Origin of the sequence: Bradyrhizobium sp. CCBAU 65884, assembly GCF_028128835.1 — a bacterium.
In the GTDB taxonomy this organism is placed as follows: domain Bacteria; phylum Pseudomonadota; class Alphaproteobacteria; order Rhizobiales; family Xanthobacteraceae; genus Bradyrhizobium; species Bradyrhizobium ottawaense.
The window spans coordinates 200,984-219,386 of the sequence record NZ_LBJU01000123.1; the positions used below are offsets into that span (position 1 = coordinate 200,984).

At 65.7% G+C, this 18,403-nt stretch carries 13 protein-coding genes and 1 riboswitch; of the genes, 8 read left to right on the forward strand and 5 right to left on the reverse strand.

Features of this window, described 5'->3' with window-relative positions; translation table 11 throughout:
- A complete protein-coding gene (locus tag XI03_RS24875) occupies positions 1-1,554 on the reverse strand; it encodes an alpha/beta hydrolase (protein ID WP_271593582.1) in 1,554 nt (517 codons plus the stop codon).
- Between the two features lie 141 nt (positions 1,555-1,695).
- On the opposite strand from XI03_RS24875, the gene mddA reads away from it, so the two are divergent.
- The 3 genes from mddA to XI03_RS24890 are packed head-to-tail and all read left to right on the forward strand — an operon-like array spanning position 1,696 to position 4,213.
- Entirely contained in the window at positions 1,696-2,478 is a 783-nt protein-coding gene (mddA, locus tag XI03_RS24880; protein ID WP_271593583.1) for a methanethiol S-methyltransferase, read from the forward strand.
- Positions 2,475-3,452 carry an NADPH:quinone oxidoreductase family protein gene (locus XI03_RS24885; protein WP_271593584.1) on the forward strand — a complete coding sequence of 326 codons (978 nt, stop codon included), beginning with the start codon at positions 2,475-2,477 and terminating at the stop codon, positions 3,450-3,452. The genes mddA and XI03_RS24885 overlap by 4 nt, the downstream gene beginning before the upstream one ends.
- Before the next feature lie 8 nt (positions 3,453-3,460).
- Positions 3,461-4,213: a hypothetical protein gene (locus XI03_RS24890; protein WP_271593585.1), complete on the forward strand. Its 753-nt coding sequence runs from the start codon at positions 3,461-3,463 to the stop codon at positions 4,211-4,213.
- Positions 4,214-4,310: 97 nt separating this feature from the next.
- On the opposite strand, the gene XI03_RS24895 is transcribed toward XI03_RS24890, so the two are convergent.
- Positions 4,311-5,750 (reverse strand): DUF1254 domain-containing protein, encoded by a 1,440-nt coding sequence (locus tag XI03_RS24895; protein WP_271593586.1) that lies wholly within the window; start codon positions 5,748-5,750, stop codon positions 4,311-4,313.
- A gap of 356 nt (positions 5,751-6,106) precedes the next feature.
- On the reverse strand, positions 6,107-7,306 hold the full coding sequence (locus XI03_RS24900) for a TrmJ/YjtD family RNA methyltransferase (protein WP_095425252.1): 1,200 nt from the start codon (positions 7,304-7,306) through the stop codon (positions 6,107-6,109).
- A gap of 349 nt (positions 7,307-7,655) precedes the next feature.
- Between XI03_RS24900 and XI03_RS24905 the strand changes: the two genes are divergently transcribed.
- Positions 7,656-8,870 carry an NADP-dependent isocitrate dehydrogenase gene (locus XI03_RS24905; RefSeq protein WP_028142824.1) on the forward strand — a complete coding sequence of 405 codons (1,215 nt, stop codon included), beginning with the start codon at positions 7,656-7,658 and terminating at the stop codon, positions 8,868-8,870.
- Between the two features lie 97 nt (positions 8,871-8,967).
- The gene (locus tag XI03_RS24910) at positions 8,968-9,468 is read left to right on the forward strand and encodes a DUF3455 domain-containing protein (protein WP_271593587.1); all 501 of its coding nucleotides are present in this window, start codon (positions 8,968-8,970) and stop codon (positions 9,466-9,468) included.
- Between the two features lie 4 nt (positions 9,469-9,472).
- Here XI03_RS24910 and XI03_RS24915 read toward each other — a convergent pair whose 3' ends face one another.
- Together XI03_RS24915 and alaS are read right to left on the reverse strand one after the other, a co-directional pair.
- Positions 9,473-10,699: a cyclic nucleotide-gated ion channel gene (locus tag XI03_RS24915; protein WP_038971639.1), complete on the reverse strand. Its 1,227-nt coding sequence runs from the start codon at positions 10,697-10,699 to the stop codon at positions 9,473-9,475.
- Positions 10,700-10,703: 4 nt separating this feature from the next.
- Positions 10,704-13,385: an alanine--tRNA ligase gene (gene alaS / locus XI03_RS24920; RefSeq protein ID WP_028142821.1), complete on the reverse strand. Its 2,682-nt coding sequence runs from the start codon at positions 13,383-13,385 to the stop codon at positions 10,704-10,706.
- Positions 13,386-13,618: 233 nt separating this feature from the next.
- A riboswitch (glycine riboswitch) is annotated at positions 13,619-13,709 on the forward strand.
- A 146-nt stretch (positions 13,710-13,855) separates the two neighbouring features.
- On the opposite strand from alaS, the gene gcvT reads away from it, so the two are divergent.
- From gcvT to gcvP, 3 genes are read left to right on the forward strand one after another with little or no spacing between them, the layout of a single operon-like run.
- On the forward strand, positions 13,856-15,004 hold the full coding sequence (gene gcvT, locus XI03_RS24925) for a glycine cleavage system aminomethyltransferase GcvT (protein WP_271593591.1): 1,149 nt from the start codon (positions 13,856-13,858) through the stop codon (positions 15,002-15,004).
- Positions 15,005-15,014: 10 nt separating this feature from the next.
- Entirely contained in the window at positions 15,015-15,383 is a 369-nt protein-coding gene (gene gcvH, locus XI03_RS24930) for a glycine cleavage system protein GcvH (protein ID WP_028142819.1), read from the forward strand.
- Between the two features lie 17 nt (positions 15,384-15,400).
- The gene (gene gcvP, locus XI03_RS24935) at positions 15,401-18,268 is read left to right on the forward strand and encodes an aminomethyl-transferring glycine dehydrogenase (RefSeq protein WP_271593588.1); all 2,868 of its coding nucleotides are present in this window, start codon (positions 15,401-15,403) and stop codon (positions 18,266-18,268) included.
- Positions 18,269-18,403: the final 135 nt, after the last annotated feature.

The window sequence follows — 18,403 nt, forward strand, 5'->3', positions numbered from 1 at the left end:
TTACGCCCTCCGAAGCGGCAGCGCATCCGTGAATCGCTTGATGGCAGCCAGCACCGGCTGCTGATCACCCGCGAAGAACCAATGATCGTCGCCGTCGAGCTCGACGAACTCCGCACCGCTGATCCGGCTCGCGATATCGCGGCCGGCCGCGATCCGCACCGCCTGGTCGCCGCGCCGGTGCAGCACCAGCGTCGGCACCGCGATCTGCGCCAGGAGATGCCGCACGTCGGCGTCGCGAAAGGCCTCGAGCACGGCCGAGATGCCGCCGGGACTGGACGCCGCGCGCAATAGCCCGGCCCACCAGGCGCGCGCCTGCGGATCACCGGCCAGACTCGGCGCAAAGGTCTCGATGCCGACCGGGCCGCCCCACTGTGCGACGAGCTGCCTGCTCCAGGCGTCATACTGGCTGGCGCGCAACGCGTACGGATAGTCCTCCGCCCAACATCCCTTGGCCAGCGCGCCGAACAGGATGAGCCCGGCCACGCGGCGCGGCTCATCGATCGCAAGTTTGACGCAGGCCGGCCCGCATTCGGAGGCGCCGAACAGCACGACGTGGCGGGAATTCACCGCCCGCAGCACAGTGCCGATATCCTCCGCGGTGACGTCGATGCCGGGGGCCGATCCGACCCGGTCGGACAGCCCGATCCCGCGACGGTCGAACACGATGAGACGCCCGAGCTTCATCAACGACGCCAGGAACGTCCGGCTTGCGGGGCTCTCCCAGGCCCGCTCCACATGCGACACGAAGCCGGGCATCACCAGGATATCGAGCGGACCGCTGCCATAGGTTTGATACGCCAGATGCACGCCGGCACCCTTCACATAGCGCGTGGTTGGAACAGCGTGCGGCGCCGTTGCGGGACTCATCAGCGCCTCGGTCTCGGCTTCCGGCGCAACCCCGAGTTCGTCCCGCAGCCGCTGTGTCAGGGCCGCATGATGACGCTCGGCCGCGCTGCGGTCGCCGGCCAGCAACAGGCTGCGGATCAGATGCCGGCCATAGACCTCGCTGAGCGGATCGAGTTCAGCCAGGCGTCCCGCATGCGCGGCCGCGGCAAAATGGTCGCCGGCGGCATTCTTGTCCTGCACGAGACGCTCGAGCGCATGCATGAGCCGTCCCCTCAGCGCCTCCCGGCGAAAGAACGCCCAATCGTCGAATTCAGGGCAATCGTCGAGAGCGAAGCCCGCAAGGAAGTCGCCGCGATAGATCCGGCAGGCCGCTTCAAAGTCGCCGCGGTCGCAGGCGCTCTCGAATGAATGCGCATCGGCCTTCAGCACGGTCGCCGGAGACCACCGCACGCTGGTGCGGTCGGTCTCGAATACCGGCTGACCGAGCGCGAGCTCGACGCGATGAAGCAGCCGCCGCAGCCGCGCAAGGCCCGTCTCGCGATCGGTCTCAGGCCAGAGCAGCGTGGCAACGACGTCGCGCGCGACCGCCGCCTTGGCCTCCGCCAAATAGACGAGCAGCGCAAGACCCTTGCGCAGGTTCAACTTGATCGGACGGCCGTCAGCATGGACCTCCGGGAACCCGAATGTCTCCAGCGAGAAAGCCGTCATGGAAATCCTCTCTCCCCCTCGGGACGTCCCCAGGGGACGCACAGGGGACGGCGCCGCGGTAGCCATTTCGAGCCGGCTCGCCAGCGACCGCCTCGAGCTCTGCATGCGGCACCGCTGGATCAGGCACAATAGGAAAAAACCATGTTCTCACGCCTCGCAATCCTGCTCTACGCAATCGTGAGCTATGCCGTATTCACGGTGTCCTTCCTCTATGCACTCGGTTTCGTCGGCAATTATGTCGTACCGAAGTCGATCGATCAGGGGACCGACGTCGGCAGCCTGACCGAGGCCATCCTCGTCAACCTGCTGCTGATGAGCCTGTTTGCAATCCAGCACAGCGTCATGGCGCGCCCGGCCTTCAAACGCTGGTGGACCAAAGTTCTTCCGGTGGCCTGCGAGCGCAGCACCTATGTGCTGCTCTCCAGCCTCATCCTCCTCCTGCTGTTCTGGCAGTGGCGTCCGATCCCGATACCGGTTTGGCAGACCAGCGGACTCGTGGCGTGGTGTTTGACCGGCGTCCATTGGCTCGGCTGGCTGATCGCATTCGCCTCGACCCACATGATCGATCATTTCGACCTGTTCGGCCTGCGCCAGGCCTTCTCGGCGCTGCGCGGGACCGAGCCGGAGGATCACTCCTTCAAGGCGCCGCTGCTCTACAAGATCGTGCGGCATCCGATCATGCTCGGCTTCCTCCTCGCATTCTGGGCCACGCCCGAGATGACCGCCGGCCATCTGCTGTTCGCGCTCGCGAACACCGCCTATATCCTGGCCGCGTTGCAGTTCGAAGAGCGCGATCTGATCGCGGAGTTCGGGGAAACCTACCGGCAATATCGCCGCCGAGTTCCGATGCTGGTGCCGCGCCTTTTCGCGCGGACCCGGACCAAAGACCAGGACGTGGCCCGGAGCATCGGAGTGCCCCGATGAAAGCGGTTCTGTGCCATTCGTTCACTGGTCCCGGCGATTTGCGCCTCGGCGAGATCGATGCGCCCAAGCCTGCCGGCGATGAGATCCTCATCGACGTCCACGCGGCCTCCGTCAGCTTCATGGACCAGTTGCTGGTCTCGGGCCTCTACCAGATGCGGCCGCAGACGCCCTTCGTGCCCGGCACGGAAGCCTCCGGAACCGTCGTCGCGGTCGGCGGCAAGGTGACAAAGTTCGCGCCCGGCGATCGCGTGGCCTGCAGCAGTTGGACCGGCGGCTACGCCGAACGGATGATCGCGAAGGAATCGAAGAGCGTTCGCTTGCCGGACGGCGTCGCGTTCGAAGCGGCGGCAACCATCCTGCACAATTACGGCACGGCCTATTATGCGCTGGTCGAACGGGCACGAGCCGAGCGCGGCGAAACGCTGTTCGTCACCGGCGCTGCCGGCGGGGTTGGACTGGCCGCCGTCGACCTCGGCCGGCATCTCGGCCTGCGCGTCGTCGCCGGTGTCGGCTCTGACGACAAGGCGGCCCTGGTCCGCGGCTACGGCGCCAGCGAGGTCATCAACTATCGCAGCGAGGATCTGCGCGACCGGATCAAGTCGATCACGTCAGGAGACGGCATCGATGTCGGCTTCGACAATGTCGGCGGTGGGATTTTCGAGCAGATGGCCCGGCTGATGAAATGGGGCGGACGGCTGATGCCGATCGGCTTCACCGGCGGCGAGATTCCCTCCATCCCGATGAACCTGCCGCTGCTGAAGAACTATTCCATCATCGGCGTCTTTGCCGGCGCCTGGGCGGAGAAATTCTCCAACGAGGCAGCGCGCATGAACGCCACGCTGATGCGATTGCTGGCCGAAGGACAAATCCGCCCGCATATCGACCGCGTCCTCCCTTTGGAGGAGGCCGGCGACGCCATGCGCGCCGTGGCCAACCGGACAGTTCAGGGACGAATTGTGCTCAAAATCAGATAGAGTGCGCCATGGCTTCGATCATCATCGACAAGCGCTATTGCGGTCCTCCGAACTCCGGCAACGGCGGCTATGTCTGCGGCCGGCTCGCCCGTCACATTCCCGGGGCTGCAGAGGTGACGCTGCGCGCGCCGCCCCCGCTGGACTCGCCGCTCGATGCCATCGCGACGGACGACGGCACATGGGAGCTTCGCGATGGCGGCAAAGCCGTCGCCACCGCCCGCGCCGTGAGTGTCGAGCTTGCGCAGATCGAGACAGCTGACTTGCTGGAAGCACGTGCGGCCGAATTGCATGCGCTGTCCAGGCCGCACGAACATCCGCTGCCACACTGTTTCGTCTGCGGTCCCGCAAGGGCGAAGGGCGACGGCCTGCGCATCTTCGCCGGCCCGCTCCGCCGTCAAGCACAAACTCCCGTTCTCGCCGCGAGCTGGGCACCCGATCCGAATCTCACGGCCGGGGATGGCCTCATCGCGCCCGAATTCCTCTGGTCCGCGCTCGACTGCCCCACCGGCTTTGCCTGCAATTACGATCAGCAGAGCGGCAGCTTCGAGAAGACCCCGCTCCTGCTCGGACGGATGTCAGCGCGCATCGAAGCCCGCCCTCGGCCCGGCGAGCTCTGCATCATCACGGCCTGGCCCACCGGCCGCGACGGCCGCAAGCGCACGGCCGACGCCGCGCTTCATGATGAAGCCGGCAGATTGCTGGCGTTGGCGCGGACGACATGGATTGCGGTGGAGCGCGACGTGCAGCTCGGGCGCGGGTAATTCGCCGCCGACGGACATGCGCAGGCGGCGGTCGGGGTATCCGGAAACAGCATCTCGCCTCCCGCGCCATCGTTCACCGGCTGAGCAGGATATCTCCCTAGCTGCTCGTCACTTGCCGGACGGGAGGCGGCTTCCAGGTCCCGTTGACGATCGAGGGTGACTTCTCGTTCGGCCAGTACATCCGCAACATCAGGACGAACTTGCCCGCCGGCGCGGGAAGCCAATTGCTCTCCTTGTCGGGGCCGGGACTGTCCTTCTGGATGTAGAGATCGACCGAACCGTCCGGATTGGCTTTGAGATTCTGGCGGGCGCTGATCGACTGGCGGTTGATCGGATTGGCGACGAAGAAGTAGTTCTCGTCATACATCGTGATCGACCAGAAGCCTCCGACCGGAGGAAGCTGCCCCTTCGGGAAACGCATCACGTATTTGTTGCTGCCGACGTACTCTTTCCCGTCGGCGTCCTTCTGGGATGTCGGATAGCACGCATCCTGGATCCGGTTGGCGCCAAGGCCGATGGCCGTGACAAGCGCACGGTTGAGATAATTGGTGCCGTAGATACCGGCTTCGCTGTCGAAGGCCCAGCCGTTGATGTTCTTGATCGCCTTGTTGACCTTGAACTGGAGCATGATGCGGTCGAATGCCACCTGCGGGACGCGCTTGGCGAAGGCAGCATCGAATTTGCTCGCGTCAAAATCCTTGCCGGGGACAAGACCGATCTTCGCGAATTTGGCGACCTCAGCTGCGTCGGCGGCGGCCGGCGGATTGCGCTTCATCAATTGCGCGAGGAGGGTGAAATAGGCCGCGGCGTCCAGGCGGTTGACCTGCTCGCGCACCGCCGTCTTCATGTCGATCGACGCATCGACCTTGCCTGCCGGGGGCGTAAAGGACTTGTCGTATGCGCTGAGCGGCACGAGCTTGAACTGGTCCTGCGCGGCGTGCACGGCCGCGTAGTCCTCCGGCGTACCGGTGCAGTAGATGCGGCCCAAGATCCACACCATGCACGTGGGGGATTTGTATTCCTTGACGCCGGCGGGAAGCGTTCCCTTCCAGGCCGGGCCGGTGATCGCATAGGTCTGCGCCTTGGTGCCGGTGGTGCGCTTGCCAGGCACCTGGAAGACATTGGTCCAGCCGTCCAGCATCGGAAACAGGAAGTAGCGGTCCTTCATGTCCGGCATGCTCAGGACCCAGGGCTCGTCTCCCACGTCGATCCAAGCCGTCGTGTAGAGCGTATCGGCATTGGGTGCCGTGACATCCTTGAAGGTGGCATCAGGGTACTTACGGAGCTTGACGAATTGCCCCATCGGCCCGCGCGTGCCTTCCACCGCCGCAACGTTCGTCATGACCCGGCGGGTCATCTCCATCGTCACGAGAGGATATCCGTAGATATAGGCATCCTGGGCGAGCCAGAAATCTTCGCCGCCCTCCAGGGCCCTGACAACAGGACCGTCAAACTCGGCACGTGCGGTGCGGGAAATCGCGAGCGCCGATACAGCGGCGCTGAAGGCGGCAAGTGCTTGGCGACGGCTGATTGACATATCGAACCCTCCCTGTTGCCTCAAAACCGTAACGGGCGGGGTTCGATGTTCCTTGACATGCATCAATGGGGCTGGATGGTCTTGGGCGCAGCGCCCTTCGCTCGCCTGGGCGTGGCCGCCACGCCTGCGTCAACTGGCGGTAGAGGTGGTGGTTACGCCAACGCTAGCCTTCCCTAGACGACGTGTGCTCTTGGCACTCCCAACTCGTAGGGCGGGCAAAGGCGCGTAGCGCCGTGCCCACTACCTCTGTCTGAGCTTCGTCGATCGACATAGGTGGGCAAGCTTCCGCCTTCGCTCTTCGAGCTACGGCGGACAAGCCGCTTTGCCCACCCTACGAGACCGGCGCTCGACGACAGCTACGTGCTCTGCTCCATCATCCCCTGCAGCCGCACCAGCTCCGCCTCAAGATCGCGCTCTACATCCGCCGCCCGGATCTCCAGCACGCGATAGTCCCGCGCCTCCAGCCACGCACGCCTTGACGCACGGTCCGCCGCGATGGCCTCGCCCTCGCCCGGATTCACCAGCTCGATCGCGATCCGATGCGGGAACGAGACGAAGTCCGGGATGTGGCGGCCGACCGGGGTCTGGCGCTTGAACTGGCCGGCGAAGCGACGGTCGCGGGTCAAAGCCTGCCAGAGCAGACGCTCGGCGTCGGTCGGGTTGCGGCGAAGCAGGCGGGCGAGGCCGCGCACGGTGGAGCCGCTGTCGGGCACGCCGCCGCCCTGCCCGTGCTCGGCCAAAAGCGCGCGCAGGCGCGTCGCCTGCTCGCCATCGAGCACGCCTCCCTTGGCCGGGCCCTTGCGTCCCTCGGCGATCGCCATGATCACGCCGTGCAGGGTGTGCATGTCCTGCTTGGTCGGCTCCATCCGACTGAAGATGTTGCGCAGGTTGACCAGCATGGTGTCGCGCTTCTCGGCGGGGCGCAAAAATTCCACCTTGTCGAGTTCGCGGATGAGGTTGTCGAAGAACGCCTGCATCTGGTGCTGCGAGGCGCGCTCGGAGCGCTCCGGCATGGCGTGCGGCAGTTCGCCGGACGTTGCTCGCTTGAACCATTCATAGCCGACCAGCAGCACGGCCTGGGCGAGGTTGAGCGAGGCGAAGCCCGGATTGACCGGGAAGGTGATGATGCGGTTGGAGAGCCCGACCTCCTCGTTGGTCAGGCCCCAGCGCTCGCGGCCGAACAGGATACCGCACCTGCCGCCGGTCGCGACGTGACCCGCGATCTCGCTGGCCGCCGCCTCCGGCCCGACCACCGGCTTGGCCTGGTCGTGGGGACGTGCGGTAGTAGCGAACAGCAGGTCGAGGTCGGCGACCGCCTGCTCCACCGTCTCGAACAATTCGACCTTTTCCAGAATGTGGTCGGCGCCGGCCGCGGCGCGCTGTGCCGCGATGTTGGGCCAACCGTCCCTTGGGTTGACGATGCGCAAGGCGCCAAGGGCAAAATTCCCCATGGCGCGCGCGGCCATGCCGATGTTTTCGCCGAGCTGCGGCTCGACCAGGATCACGATGGGACCGTCGAGGGACAAACCCGCCTTGCTCTTGTCAGTCCCCGACATCTCGTTTCGCTTTCACTCTTCGTCTCAAGGCCTTGCCAGGGCACTCTCAGGAATTGATTCAAGCCGGCCTTTCCCAAGTCGTCCTTGGGCCGGCCGGCGCTGTCCGCCTCGTTTGCCTGTCCTGACGAAATTCTCAAGGGAAATAACGGGTTGGAATCGACTTTTGAATCTCCTCCGGATCCTCGGAGCCGGCCCTGCGGCAGGGCGGCCCTGCCCCCACGTCTGGGGAAGCTGGATGAGCTAAAAGTGCATAATCCCTTGGCTTTCGCCCGCCGCGTCCGGGTGCTAAGAGGCGGCGGATATTCCCGTGGCGCGCCAAAAGCGCCGTTCCCAAGAGGCTTCCCCGATCATGGCAAAAATCAAGGTATCCAATCCCGTCGTCGAACTCGATGGCGACGAGATGACCCGGATCATCTGGCAGTACATCAAGGACAAGCTGATCACCCCGTTCCTGGATGTCGAGCTGATGTATTTCGACCTGGGCATGGAGTACCGCGACCACACCAACGATCAGGTCACCATCGACGCCGCCGAAGCCATCAAGAAGGTCGGCGTCGGCGTCAAGTGCGCCACCATCACCCCGGACGAGGCCCGGGTGAAGGAGTTCAACCTCAAGCAGATGTGGAAGTCGCCGAACGGCACCATCCGCAACATCCTCGGCGGCGTGATCTTCCGCGAGCCGATCATCTGCAAGAACGTGCCGCGCCTGGTTCCCGGCTGGACCAAGCCGATCATCATCGGCCGCCACGCCTATGGCGACCAGTACCGCGCCACCGATTTCAAGTTCCCGGGCAAGGGCACGCTGTCGATGAAGTTCGTCGGCGAGGACGGCACCGTGATCGAGAAGGAAGTGTTCAAGGCGCCCGACGCCGGCGTCGCGATGGGAATGTACAACCTCGACGACTCCATCATCGACTTCGCCCGCGCCTCGCTGAACTACGGCCTGCTGCGCAACTACCCAGTCTACCTCTCGACCAAGAACACGATTCTGAAGGTCTATGACGGCCGCTTCAAGGACATCTTCCAGGACATCTACGACCGCGAATTCAAGAAGGAATTCGAGGCCAAGGGCCTGACCTACGAGCACCGCCTGATCGACGACATGGTGGCCTCGGCGCTGAAATGGTCCGGCGGCTATGTCTGGGCCTGTAAGAACTACGACGGCGACGTGCAGTCCGACACGGTCGCGCAGGGCTACGGCTCGCTCGGCCTGATGACCTCGGTGCTGCTCACCCCCGACGGCAAGACCGTGGAAGCGGAAGCCGCCCACGGCACCGTGACCCGCCACTACCGCGAGCACCAGAAGGGCAAGGAGACCTCGACCAACTCGATCGCCTCGATCTTCGCCTGGACCCGCGGCCTGTCGCACCGCGCCAAGCTCGACAACAATGCCGAGCTCGCCAAGTTCGCCAACACGCTGGAGAAGGTCTGCGTCGACACCGTCGAGGCCGGCTACATGACCAAGGACCTCGCGCTCCTGGTCGGCGCCGACCAGCGCTGGCTCTCGACCACCGGCTTCCTCGACAAGGTCGCCGAGAACCTGACCAAGGAGCTGGCGGCCTGAGCCGACCGCAATTTCGCTCGACTGGGCCAGACATCATCGCGGGCCGCGCTCAAAGCGCGGCCCGTTTCTTTTTGAGACCTTGCGCGGAGATGCCACCATGTTCATCAAGCTTGCCGGCCCCACACTGCTGCTCGCGGCCCTGATCGGACCGGCCGGAGCTGCCGAGCCGCTTCCCGACGCCATCGCCGCACCTGGCGAGAGCGTGGTGGTGAGCCTCCACGCCGAGGGCGCGCAAGTCTATGAGTGCAAGGCCGCCACCGACGGCAAGCTCGCCTGGGCCTTCCGCGAGCCGATCGCGACGCTGCTGTCCGAGGGCAAGACGATCGGCCGGCACTATGCCGGCCCCAGCTGGGAGCACGCCGACGGCAGCGCCGTGACCGCCAAGGCCGCCGGCAACGCGCCGGGCGCAACGGTGGCCGACATCCCCTGGCTGAAGCTGGAAGTGACCGCCCGCCGCGGCAGCGGCACCCTGACGCCCGTCACCACTGTCCAGCGCATCAACACCCATGGCGGCAAGCTCGACGGTGCGTGCGACAAGGCCGGCGAATTCAGAAGCGCGCCCTACTCCGCCGAGTATGTCTTCCTGAAGAAAGGCTGACCGCTCAGCGGTCGGTGTCGTCCTTCTCGGCCTGCGCCAGCTCTGCCGCCGCGAGATCGCCGCTGTCGGCGAGCCGCGCCTTGGCGGTGGTGTGGACGTGGTCGGCGAGCGTCGGCATGCGCGCGATCAAGGCATGAAAATCCTGGGCGTCGAGCACCAGGAGGCGCGTCTTGCGCGTCGCCGTCACCGTGCCGCTGCGCTTTGTCTTATGCAGCAGCGCGATCTCGCCGAAGAAGGTGCCGTCCGTGAGGTGCACATGCTGGCTCGGCAGCGCAATCTCGACCTCGCCGGCGGTGATGAAATACATCGACGAGGCCGCATCGCCGCGGCGGACCAATATCTCGCCCTGCTCGATGGTGCGCGCCCGCAACAGCCGCATGATGTCGGCGATCTCCGCGGCCGACAGATGCGAGAACAGCGGCACCCGCGCCAGCATGCCCCAGGTGACGACGAAATCGCGCCGCTTCACCTCTTCGGCAAAGGCGGTGGAGATGATCGCGACCGGCAGCGCGATCATGGCGAAGCCGCTGATGATGGCGAAGGTGGAGACCAGCTTGCCGAGCGGCGTCACCGGCACGACGTCGCCATAGCCGACGGTGCCGAGCGTCACGATCGCCCACCACATCGCCTGCGGGATAGTGCCGAGCTTGTCCGGCTGCACGTCGCGCTCGATGGCGTAGAGCAGCGAGGCGAACGTCAGGACCGCGCCGATCAGGATGACGATGCAGCCGATCAGCGCGCGACGCTCGGCATGCACGGCGGCGAGCAGCGAGCGCATCGCCGGCGAATAGCGGATCAGCTTGAAGAACGGCAGCACGCCGAGCGCCGCCAGCGTCGCGTGCCGGCCGGTGGCGAGCACGATGGAAGCGGGCAGGAACGCCATGAGGTCGATGATGCCGAGCGCGGAGAAGGCATAGCCGAGCCGGTCGGACAGCGCGGAGCCCTTGCGCTGGGTGTGGCCCGCCACCGTCCACAGCCGCGCGGCATATTCCAGCGCGAACACGAACACCGACAGGATGGTGATCGCGGAGAACACGACGCCGAACTGAGCGTCCAGCTCCGGCACCGAGGCGAGGATCATCGCGGCCACATTGAGCACGATGACGCCGATGATGACCTGGATGAAGCGCGACCCGGCTGAATAGGCCAGCGGATCGTGCTCCAGCAATTCGTACAGGCGATCCCTCAAGTTTGGATCGGCTGAGCCACGTCCTCGCGGAACGGGGCGCACGGCCTCACGCGCCCGCCATCGCTTTTTCGATCGCGCTCAGCGCCTCGGACGCCTTGGCTCCGTCAGGTCCGCCGGCCTGGGCCATGTCGGGCCGGCCACCGCCGCCCTTGCCGCCGAGCGCCTCGGAGGCGACACGCACGAGGTTCACCGCGTTGAAGCGCGCGGTGAGGTCGGCGGTGACGCCGACCACGATGCCGGCCTTGCCGTCCTCGGTGACGCCGACGATGGCGACCACGCCGGAGCCGATCTGCTTCTTGCCGTCGTCGGCGAGGCTCTTGAGATCCTTCATCTCGATGCCCTCGACCGCGCGCGCCATCAGCTTGACGTTGCCGACCTCGCGCACGCCGCTGGCTGCGCCATTGCTGCCGGCCGAAGCGCCGCCGCCCATCGCCAGCTTCTTGCGGGCGTCGGAAAGCTCGCGCTCGAGCTTCTTGCGCTCCTCCATCAGCGCGGTGATGCGCGCCGGGACGTCGTCGAGCGAGGTGCGCAGCTCGTTCGCCGCGGTCTTGGCCAGCGCCATGGTCTCGTTGGCGTGCCTGCGCGCATAATTGCCGGTCAGCGCCTCGATGCGGCGCACGCCGGAGGCGACCGCGCTCTCGCCGGTGAGCGTGATCAGGCCGATATCGCCGGTGCGTCGCACATGCGTGCCGCCGCAGAGCTCGACCGACCAGCCGAGCGCGTTGGCGCCGCGCTCGCGCGCGGTCCGGCCCATCGAGACGACGCGGACTTCATCGCCGTATTTCTCGCCGAACAGGGCGCGTGCGCCGGCTTCGCGGGCCTCATCCACGCCCATTACACGCGTGGTGACCTCGTCGTTCTCCAGCACCACGTCATTGGCGATGTCCTCGACCCGGGCCAGCTCCTCCGCCGAGATCGGCTTCGGATGCACGAAGTCGAAGCGCAGGCGATCTGGCGCAACCATCGAGCCGCGCTGGGCGATGTGGTCGCCCAGCACCTGGCGCAGCGCCTCGTGGATGAGATGCGTCGCCGAATGATGCGCCCGGATCGACGAGCGCCTGGAATGATCGACCTCGAGCTGCAGCGCGGTGCCGAGCTTGAGCTCCCCGCTCTCCACCGTGCCGACATGCACGAAGAAATCGCCGAGCTTCTTCTGCGTGTCGGTGACGCGGAACTTGATGCCGCCCTCGCCCGTGAGCACGCCGGTGTCGCCGACCTGGCCGCCGGACTCCGCGTAGAACGGCGTCTGGTTCAGCACGATCGCACCGGTGTCGCCGGCCTTCAGGCTGGCGACCTCTGCACCGTCCTTCACCAGCGCAGAGACCACGCCTTCAGCGCTCTCGGTCTCGTAGCCCAGGAATTCGGTAGCGCCGAGCTTTTCGCGCAGCGGGAACCAGATCGCTTCGGAAGCCGCCTCGCCGGAACCCTTCCAGGACTCGCGCGCCTTGGCCTTCTGGCGCTCCATCGCATCGGAGAAGGAAGCCTGGTCGACGCCGATGCCGCGCGACTTCAGCGCGTCCTGCGTCAGGTCGAGCGGGAAGCCGTAGGTGTCGTACAGCGTGAAGGCGACGTCGCCATCGAACATGTCGCCCTTTTTCAAGGACGCGCTCTTCTCGTCGAGGATGGCGAGGCCCCGCGACAGCGTCTTGCGGAACCGGGTCTCTTCCAGCCGCAGCGTTTCCTCGATCAGGTTTTCCGCGCGCATCAGGTCGGGGTAGGCCTGGCCCATCTCGCGGACCAGCGCCCAGACCAGACGATGCATCAGCGGCTCCTTGGCACCGAGCAACTGCGCATGGCGCATCGCGCGGCGCATGATCCGGCGCAGCACGTAGCCGCGGCCCTCGTTCGAGGGCAGTACGCCGTCCGCGACCAGGAACGCCGAGGAGCGCAAATGGTCGGCGATGACGCGGAACGAGGCCACGGTCTGCTCATTCGGCCCGCTCCCGAGCGCGGACGAGGTCGCATCGATCAAATGACGGAACAGGTCGGTCTCGAACACGCTGTCGACGCCCTGCATGATGCAGGCCATGCGCTCGAGGCCCATGCCGGTGTCGATCGAGGGACGCGGCAGATCCACGCGCTCCTCCTTCGTCACCTGCTCGTACTGCATGAACACGAGATTCCAGAATTCGAGGAAGCGGTCGCCATCCTCTTCCGGCGAGCCCGGAGGTCCGCCCCAGATGTGATCACCGCGGTCGATGAAGATCTCCGAGCACGGGCCGCACGGGCCGGTGTCGCCCATCGCCCAGAAATTGTCCGAGGTCGGGATGCGGATGATGCGGTCGTCGGAGAAGCCGGCGATCTTCTTCCAGAGCCCGTGCGCTTCGTCGTCGGTGTGGTAGACGGTGACGAGCAGCTTGTCCTTGTTGAGCCCGAAGTCCTTCGTGATCAGCTTCCAGGCGAGCTCGATCGCGCGCTCCTTGAAATAGTCGCCGAAGGAGAAGTTGCCGAGCATCTCGAAGAAGGTGAGATGGCGCGCGGTGTAGCCGACATTGTCGAGGTCGTTGTGCTTGCCGCCGGCGCGCACGCATTTCTGCGACGTGGTGGCGCGCTGATAGGGCCGCTTCTCGACGCCGGTGAAGACGTTCTTGAACTGCACCATGCCGGCATTGGTGAACATCAACGTCGGATCGTTGCGCGGCACCAATGGCGAGGACGACACGATCTCGTGGCCGTTCTCGGCAAAGAAGTTCAGAAAGGTCGACCTGATCTCGTTGACGCCGCTCATGTTCATCCAATCGGGTGTGCTTGGACCCGCTATAGGCCATCCAAACCTGACATTTAGGCTGATATCTGCGGGCCACAGCGCTTTTAGACAAGGCCAGCTTCGCTGTCCAGAAACTGTGCAAGGAGATCAGAGGGTTGCCGCAGGCGCTCAATCCCCTTTGCAATCCCGTTGATAGGGCAAGCGGACGCGTTGACAGGCTTGGCCGCCCTGTGGTCTGTACCCATCTGTATCGTACGGCCACGTCGGGAGAGACCGGCTTTAGGCAGCCGGCGCCGAAGGAGCAACCGCCCCGGAAACTCTCAGGCAAAAGGACCGCGTGGCTTTGACAGCATCTGGAAAGAGGCGCCGACGGGTTTAGACCCGGATGGCTCCCGCCGACGGGATAATACTCTCAGGCACAGCGACAGATGGGGCTTCGACTGGTGTCCTCAGGGAATCGTCCCGGGGGAACCGCCGAGGGCCCCCCTGTGATGCTAGCGCGCGACGACCAAGATTCCCTGAAACGTACGCCCCTTCATGGGCTTCATGTCTCGCTGGGCGGCAAGATGGTGCCGTTCGCGGGCTATGACATGCCCGTGCAATACCCCGCGGGCGTCCTGAAGGAGCACCTCCATACCCGCAACGCAGCCGGCCTGTTCGACGTCTCCCATATGGGCCAGATCGCGCTCAGGCCGAAATCCGGCAGGGTCGAGGACGCCGCCCGCGCACTGGAACGGCTGGTGCCACAGGATATCGTGGCGATTGCACCGGGACGGCAACGCTACGCCCAGTTCACCAACGCCGATGGCGGAATTCTGGACGACCTGATGGTCGCCAATTTCGGTGATCACCTCTTCCTGGTCGTCAACGCCGCCTGCAAGGAAGCCGACGAGGCGCATCTGCGCGCGAATCTCTCGGGTGACTGCGGCATCGATTCCCTCACAGACCGTGCGCTGATCGCGCTGCAGGGGCCGAAGGCCGAGGCGGCGCTGGCGAAATTGTGTGCAGAGGCGCCCGTCATGAAGTTCATGGATTCCGGTCCCCGCAAGGTTGCCGGCCTCGACTGTTTCGTCTCGCGCTCCGGCTACACCGGCGAGGACGGTTTTGAAATTTCGGTTCCCGCGGCCGATGCCGAACGTCTCGCCAAAGCGCTGCTCGAAAACCCCGATGTGCTGCCGATCGGCCTGGGCGCCCGCGACAGTCTTCGGCTGGAAGCCGGGCTCTGCCTCTACGGCCACGACATCGACACCGCGACCACGCCGGTCGAGGCCGCGCTGGAATGGTCGGTGCAGAAGAGCCGCCGCAGCGGCGGCACGCGCGCCGGCGGCTTTCCCGGTGCCGAAAAAATCCTCGCCCATTTCGACAACGGCGCGGCCCGCCGCCGCGTCGGCCTGCTCGCGCAGGGACGCGCGCCGGTGCGCGAGGGCGCGCTGCTGTTTGCTGACAGCGCGGGCGGCGAGCCGATCGGACAAGTCACATCGGGCGGTTTCGGCCCAAGCCTGAATGCGCCGGTCGCGATGGGCTATGTGCCCACCGCATCGAGCGCGCTCGGCACACAACTCTTCGCCGAGGTGCGCGGCCAGCGTCTGCCGGTCGCTGTCGCGGCCATGCCCTTCGTCAAGAACACCTACAAACGCTGAGGATTCGAGAATGACCACGACGCTGTACACCTCCGACCATGAATGGCTCGCCATCGAGGGCGACGTCGCCACCGTCGGCATCACCGATTACGCCCAGCAGCAGCTCGGCGACGTCGTGTTCGTCGAACTGCCCAAGGTCGGCCGCGTGCTGAAGAAGGCGGAACCCGCCGCCGTGGTTGAGTCCGTCAAGGCGGCCTCGGATGTGTACGCGCCCGTGACAGGCGAAGTGCTCGAGACCAACGCCGAGCTCGCGGCCGAGCCGGCGCTGGTGAACTCGGAGGCGCAAGGCAAGGCGTGGTTCTTCAAGATCAAGATGGCCGACAGAAGCGAGCTCGGCGGCCTGATGGATGAAGCCGCCTACAAGGCGCACACGGCTTAAGGACGATGGAGCAAGCGATGACCGCGCACCGCAAGACCAACGGCGACACCGCCGCCAGCTTCGTTCGCCGCCATATCGGCCCGTCGGCGCGCGATGTCACCGCCATGCTCGAAACCGTCAGCGCCAAGAGCGTCGACGCCCTGATGGCGGAGACGCTGCCGGCTTCGATCCGGCAGGCCGCCCCGCTCGATCTCGGCAAGCCGCTCAGCGAGACCGAGGCGATCGCGCATATGGGCGAGCTCGCGGCCCAGAACCAGGTCTTCACCTCGCTGATCGGCCAAGGCTATTCCGGCACGATTTTGCCCGCGGTGATCCAGCGCAACATCCTGGAGAATCCGGCCTGGTACACGGCGTACACGCCCTACCAGCCCGAGATCAGCCAGGGCCGGCTGGAGGCGCTGCTCAACTTCCAGACCATGATCTGCGACCTCACCGGGCTCGACGTCGCCAACGCCTCGCTGCTCGACGAGGCCACCGCCGCGGCCGAAGCCATGGCGCTGGCGGAGCGGCACTCGCAGGTGAAGGCGCAAGCCTTCTTCGTCGACAAGGACGTGCATCCGCAGACGCTCGCTGTGATGCGCACCCGCGCCGAGCCGCTGGGCTGGACCCTGATCGTCGGCGATCCCCTCACCGATCTCGACAAGGCCGACGTGCTCGGCGCGCTGCTGCAATATCCGGGCTCTTCGGGCGCGGTGCGCGACCTCAGGCCCGCGATCGCAACGCTGAAGGCCAAGGGCGCGCTCGCGATCGTGGCCGCCGACCTGCTGGCCCTGACGCTGCTCGCCTCGCCCGGCGAGCTCGGCGCCGACATCGCGATCGGCTCGGCGCAGCGTTTTGGCGTGCCGATGGGTTATGGCGGACCGCACGCGGCCTATATGGCGGTGCGCGATGCGCTGAAGCGCTCGCTGCCCGGCCGCATCGTCGGCCTCTCCGTGGATTCCCGCGGGATGCCGGCCTATCGCCTCGCGTTGCAGACCCGCGAGCAGCACATCCGCCGCGAGAAGGCGACCTCGAACATCTGCACCGCGCAGGTGCTGCTGGCCGTGATCGCCTCGATGTACGCGGTCTATCATGGCCCCGAAGGGCTGACGCAGATCGCCCGCAATGTGCATCGCCGCGCCGCCGTGCTCGCGAGCGGCTTGCGCAAGCTCGGCTTCGCGCCTGATGGCGAGAACTTCTTCGACACGATCAGCGTCGATGCCGGCGCCAGGCGAGCCGAGATCGTCGCGCGCGCGGCGGCCGAGAAGATCAATCTCGGCGTCGGCGCCACCAGCTTGCGCATCGCGCTCGACGAGACCACGACGCCCGCGACGGTCGAAGCGGTCTGGCGCGCCTTCGGCGGCAAGCTGGCCTATGCCGAGTTAGAGGCGACCACGCGCGAGGCGCTGCCGGAGGCGCTGAAGCGCGCGACCTCATTCCTCACGCATCCCGTCTTCCACGCGCATCGCTCGGAGACCGAGATGCTGCGCTACATGCGCAAGCTCAGTGACCGCGACCTCGCGCTCGACCGTGCGATGATCCCGCTGGGATCCTGCACCATGAAGCTGAACGCGACCACCGAGATGATGCCCCTGACCTGGCCGGAGTTCGGCTCGCTGCATCCGTTCGTCCCGCGCGAGCAGGCCAAGGGCTATCACGCGCTGTTCGCGCGGCTGGAAAAATGGCTGTGCGACATCACCGGCTATGACGCCATCTCGCTACAGCCGAATTCGGGCGCGCAGGGCGAATATGCGGGACTTCTTGCCATTCGTGGCTACCATGCCGCGCGCGGCGAGACGCATCGCAAGATCTGCCTGATCCCCTCCTCCGCCCACGGCACCAATCCGGCCTCGGCCGCGATGGTCGGCATGGACGTGGTGGTGGTCGCTTGCGAGAAGAACGGCGACGTCGACGTCAATGATCTCCGCGCAAAGGCCGAGAAGCATTCCAATGATCTCGCTGCGGTCATGATCACCTATCCCTCGACGCACGGCGTGTTCGAGGAGCACATCCGCGAGATCTGCGACATCGTGCACGGCCATGGCGGCCAGGTGTATCTGGACGGCGCCAACCTCAACGCGCAGGTCGGCCTTAGCAGGCCCGGCGATTACGGCGCCGATGTCAGCCATCTCAATCTGCACAAGACCTTCTGCATCCCGCATGGCGGCGGCGGCCCCGGCATGGGCCCGATCGGCGTGAAGGCGCATCTGGCGCCGTTCCTGCCGGGTCATCCGGCGACCCAAGGCGACGCACCGGTCGGCCCGGTCTCGGCCGCGCCGTTCGGTTCGGCCTCGATCCTCACCATCTCCTACATCTACATCCTGATGATGGGCGGTGAAGGCCTGAAGCGCGCCACCGAGATCGCGATCCTCAACGCCAACTACATCGCAGCGCGGCTCGATCCCCACTTCCCGGTGCTCTACAAGAATGCGAAGGGCCGCGTCGCGCATGAGTGCATCGTCGATCCCCGTCCGCTGAAGAATACGAGCGGCGTCACTGTCGACGACATCGCCAAGCGCCTGATCGACTACGGCTTCCACGCGCCGACCATGAGCTTCCCGGTGCCGGGCACGCTGATGATCGAACCGACCGAATCGGAATCCAAGGCCGAGCTGGATCGTTTTTGTGATGCCATGATCGCGATCCGGAAAGAAATCGCCGAGGTCGAGGCCGGCCGCTTCAAGATCGAAGCGTCACCGCTGCGCCATGCTCCGCACACCGTGCACGACATCGCCGATGATGATTGGAAGCGCGCCTATACCCGCAGCGAGGGCTGCTTCCCCGCGGGCACCTCGCGCACCGACAAATACTGGAGCCCGGTGGGGCGCGTCGACAACGTCTATGGTGACCGCAACCTGGTATGCTCCTGCCCGCCGGTGAGCGATTACGCGCAAGCCGCGGAGTAAGACGCGACGGAGGTCTTGTAGGGTGGGCAAAGCGTAAGCGTGCCCACCACCCTTGTATGCGTTGAAATATGGTGGGCACGGCGCTTACGCGCCTTTGCCCACCCTTGTATTAGCGCGCCGGATTAGAATGGCCTC

Excerpts from the sequence above, each read along its gene's own strand:
- XI03_RS24875 (WP_271593582.1), bottom strand. The coding sequence starts at position 1,554 with ATGACGGCTTTCTCGCTGGAGACATTCGGGTTCCCGGAGGTCCATGCT.
- mddA (WP_271593583.1), top strand. The coding sequence starts at position 1,696 with ATGTTCTCACGCCTCGCAATCCTGCTCTACGCAATCGTGAGCTATGCC.
- XI03_RS24885 (WP_271593584.1), top strand. The coding sequence starts at position 2,475 with ATGAAAGCGGTTCTGTGCCATTCGTTCACTGGTCCCGGCGATTTGCGC.
- XI03_RS24890 (WP_271593585.1), top strand. The coding sequence starts at position 3,461 with ATGGCTTCGATCATCATCGACAAGCGCTATTGCGGTCCTCCGAACTCC.
- XI03_RS24895 (WP_271593586.1), bottom strand. The coding sequence starts at position 5,750 with ATGTCAATCAGCCGTCGCCAAGCACTTGCCGCCTTCAGCGCCGCTGTA.
- XI03_RS24900 (WP_095425252.1), bottom strand. The coding sequence starts at position 7,306 with ATGTCGGGGACTGACAAGAGCAAGGCGGGTTTGTCCCTCGACGGTCCC.
- XI03_RS24905 (WP_028142824.1), top strand. The coding sequence starts at position 7,656 with ATGGCAAAAATCAAGGTATCCAATCCCGTCGTCGAACTCGATGGCGAC.
- XI03_RS24910 (WP_271593587.1), top strand. The coding sequence starts at position 8,968 with ATGTTCATCAAGCTTGCCGGCCCCACACTGCTGCTCGCGGCCCTGATC.
- alaS (WP_028142821.1), bottom strand. The coding sequence starts at position 13,385 with ATGAGCGGCGTCAACGAGATCAGGTCGACCTTTCTGAACTTCTTTGCC.
- gcvT (WP_271593591.1), top strand. The coding sequence starts at position 13,856 with ATGCTAGCGCGCGACGACCAAGATTCCCTGAAACGTACGCCCCTTCAT.
- gcvH (WP_028142819.1), top strand. The coding sequence starts at position 15,015 with ATGACCACGACGCTGTACACCTCCGACCATGAATGGCTCGCCATCGAG.
- gcvP (WP_271593588.1), top strand. The coding sequence starts at position 15,401 with ATGACCGCGCACCGCAAGACCAACGGCGACACCGCCGCCAGCTTCGTT.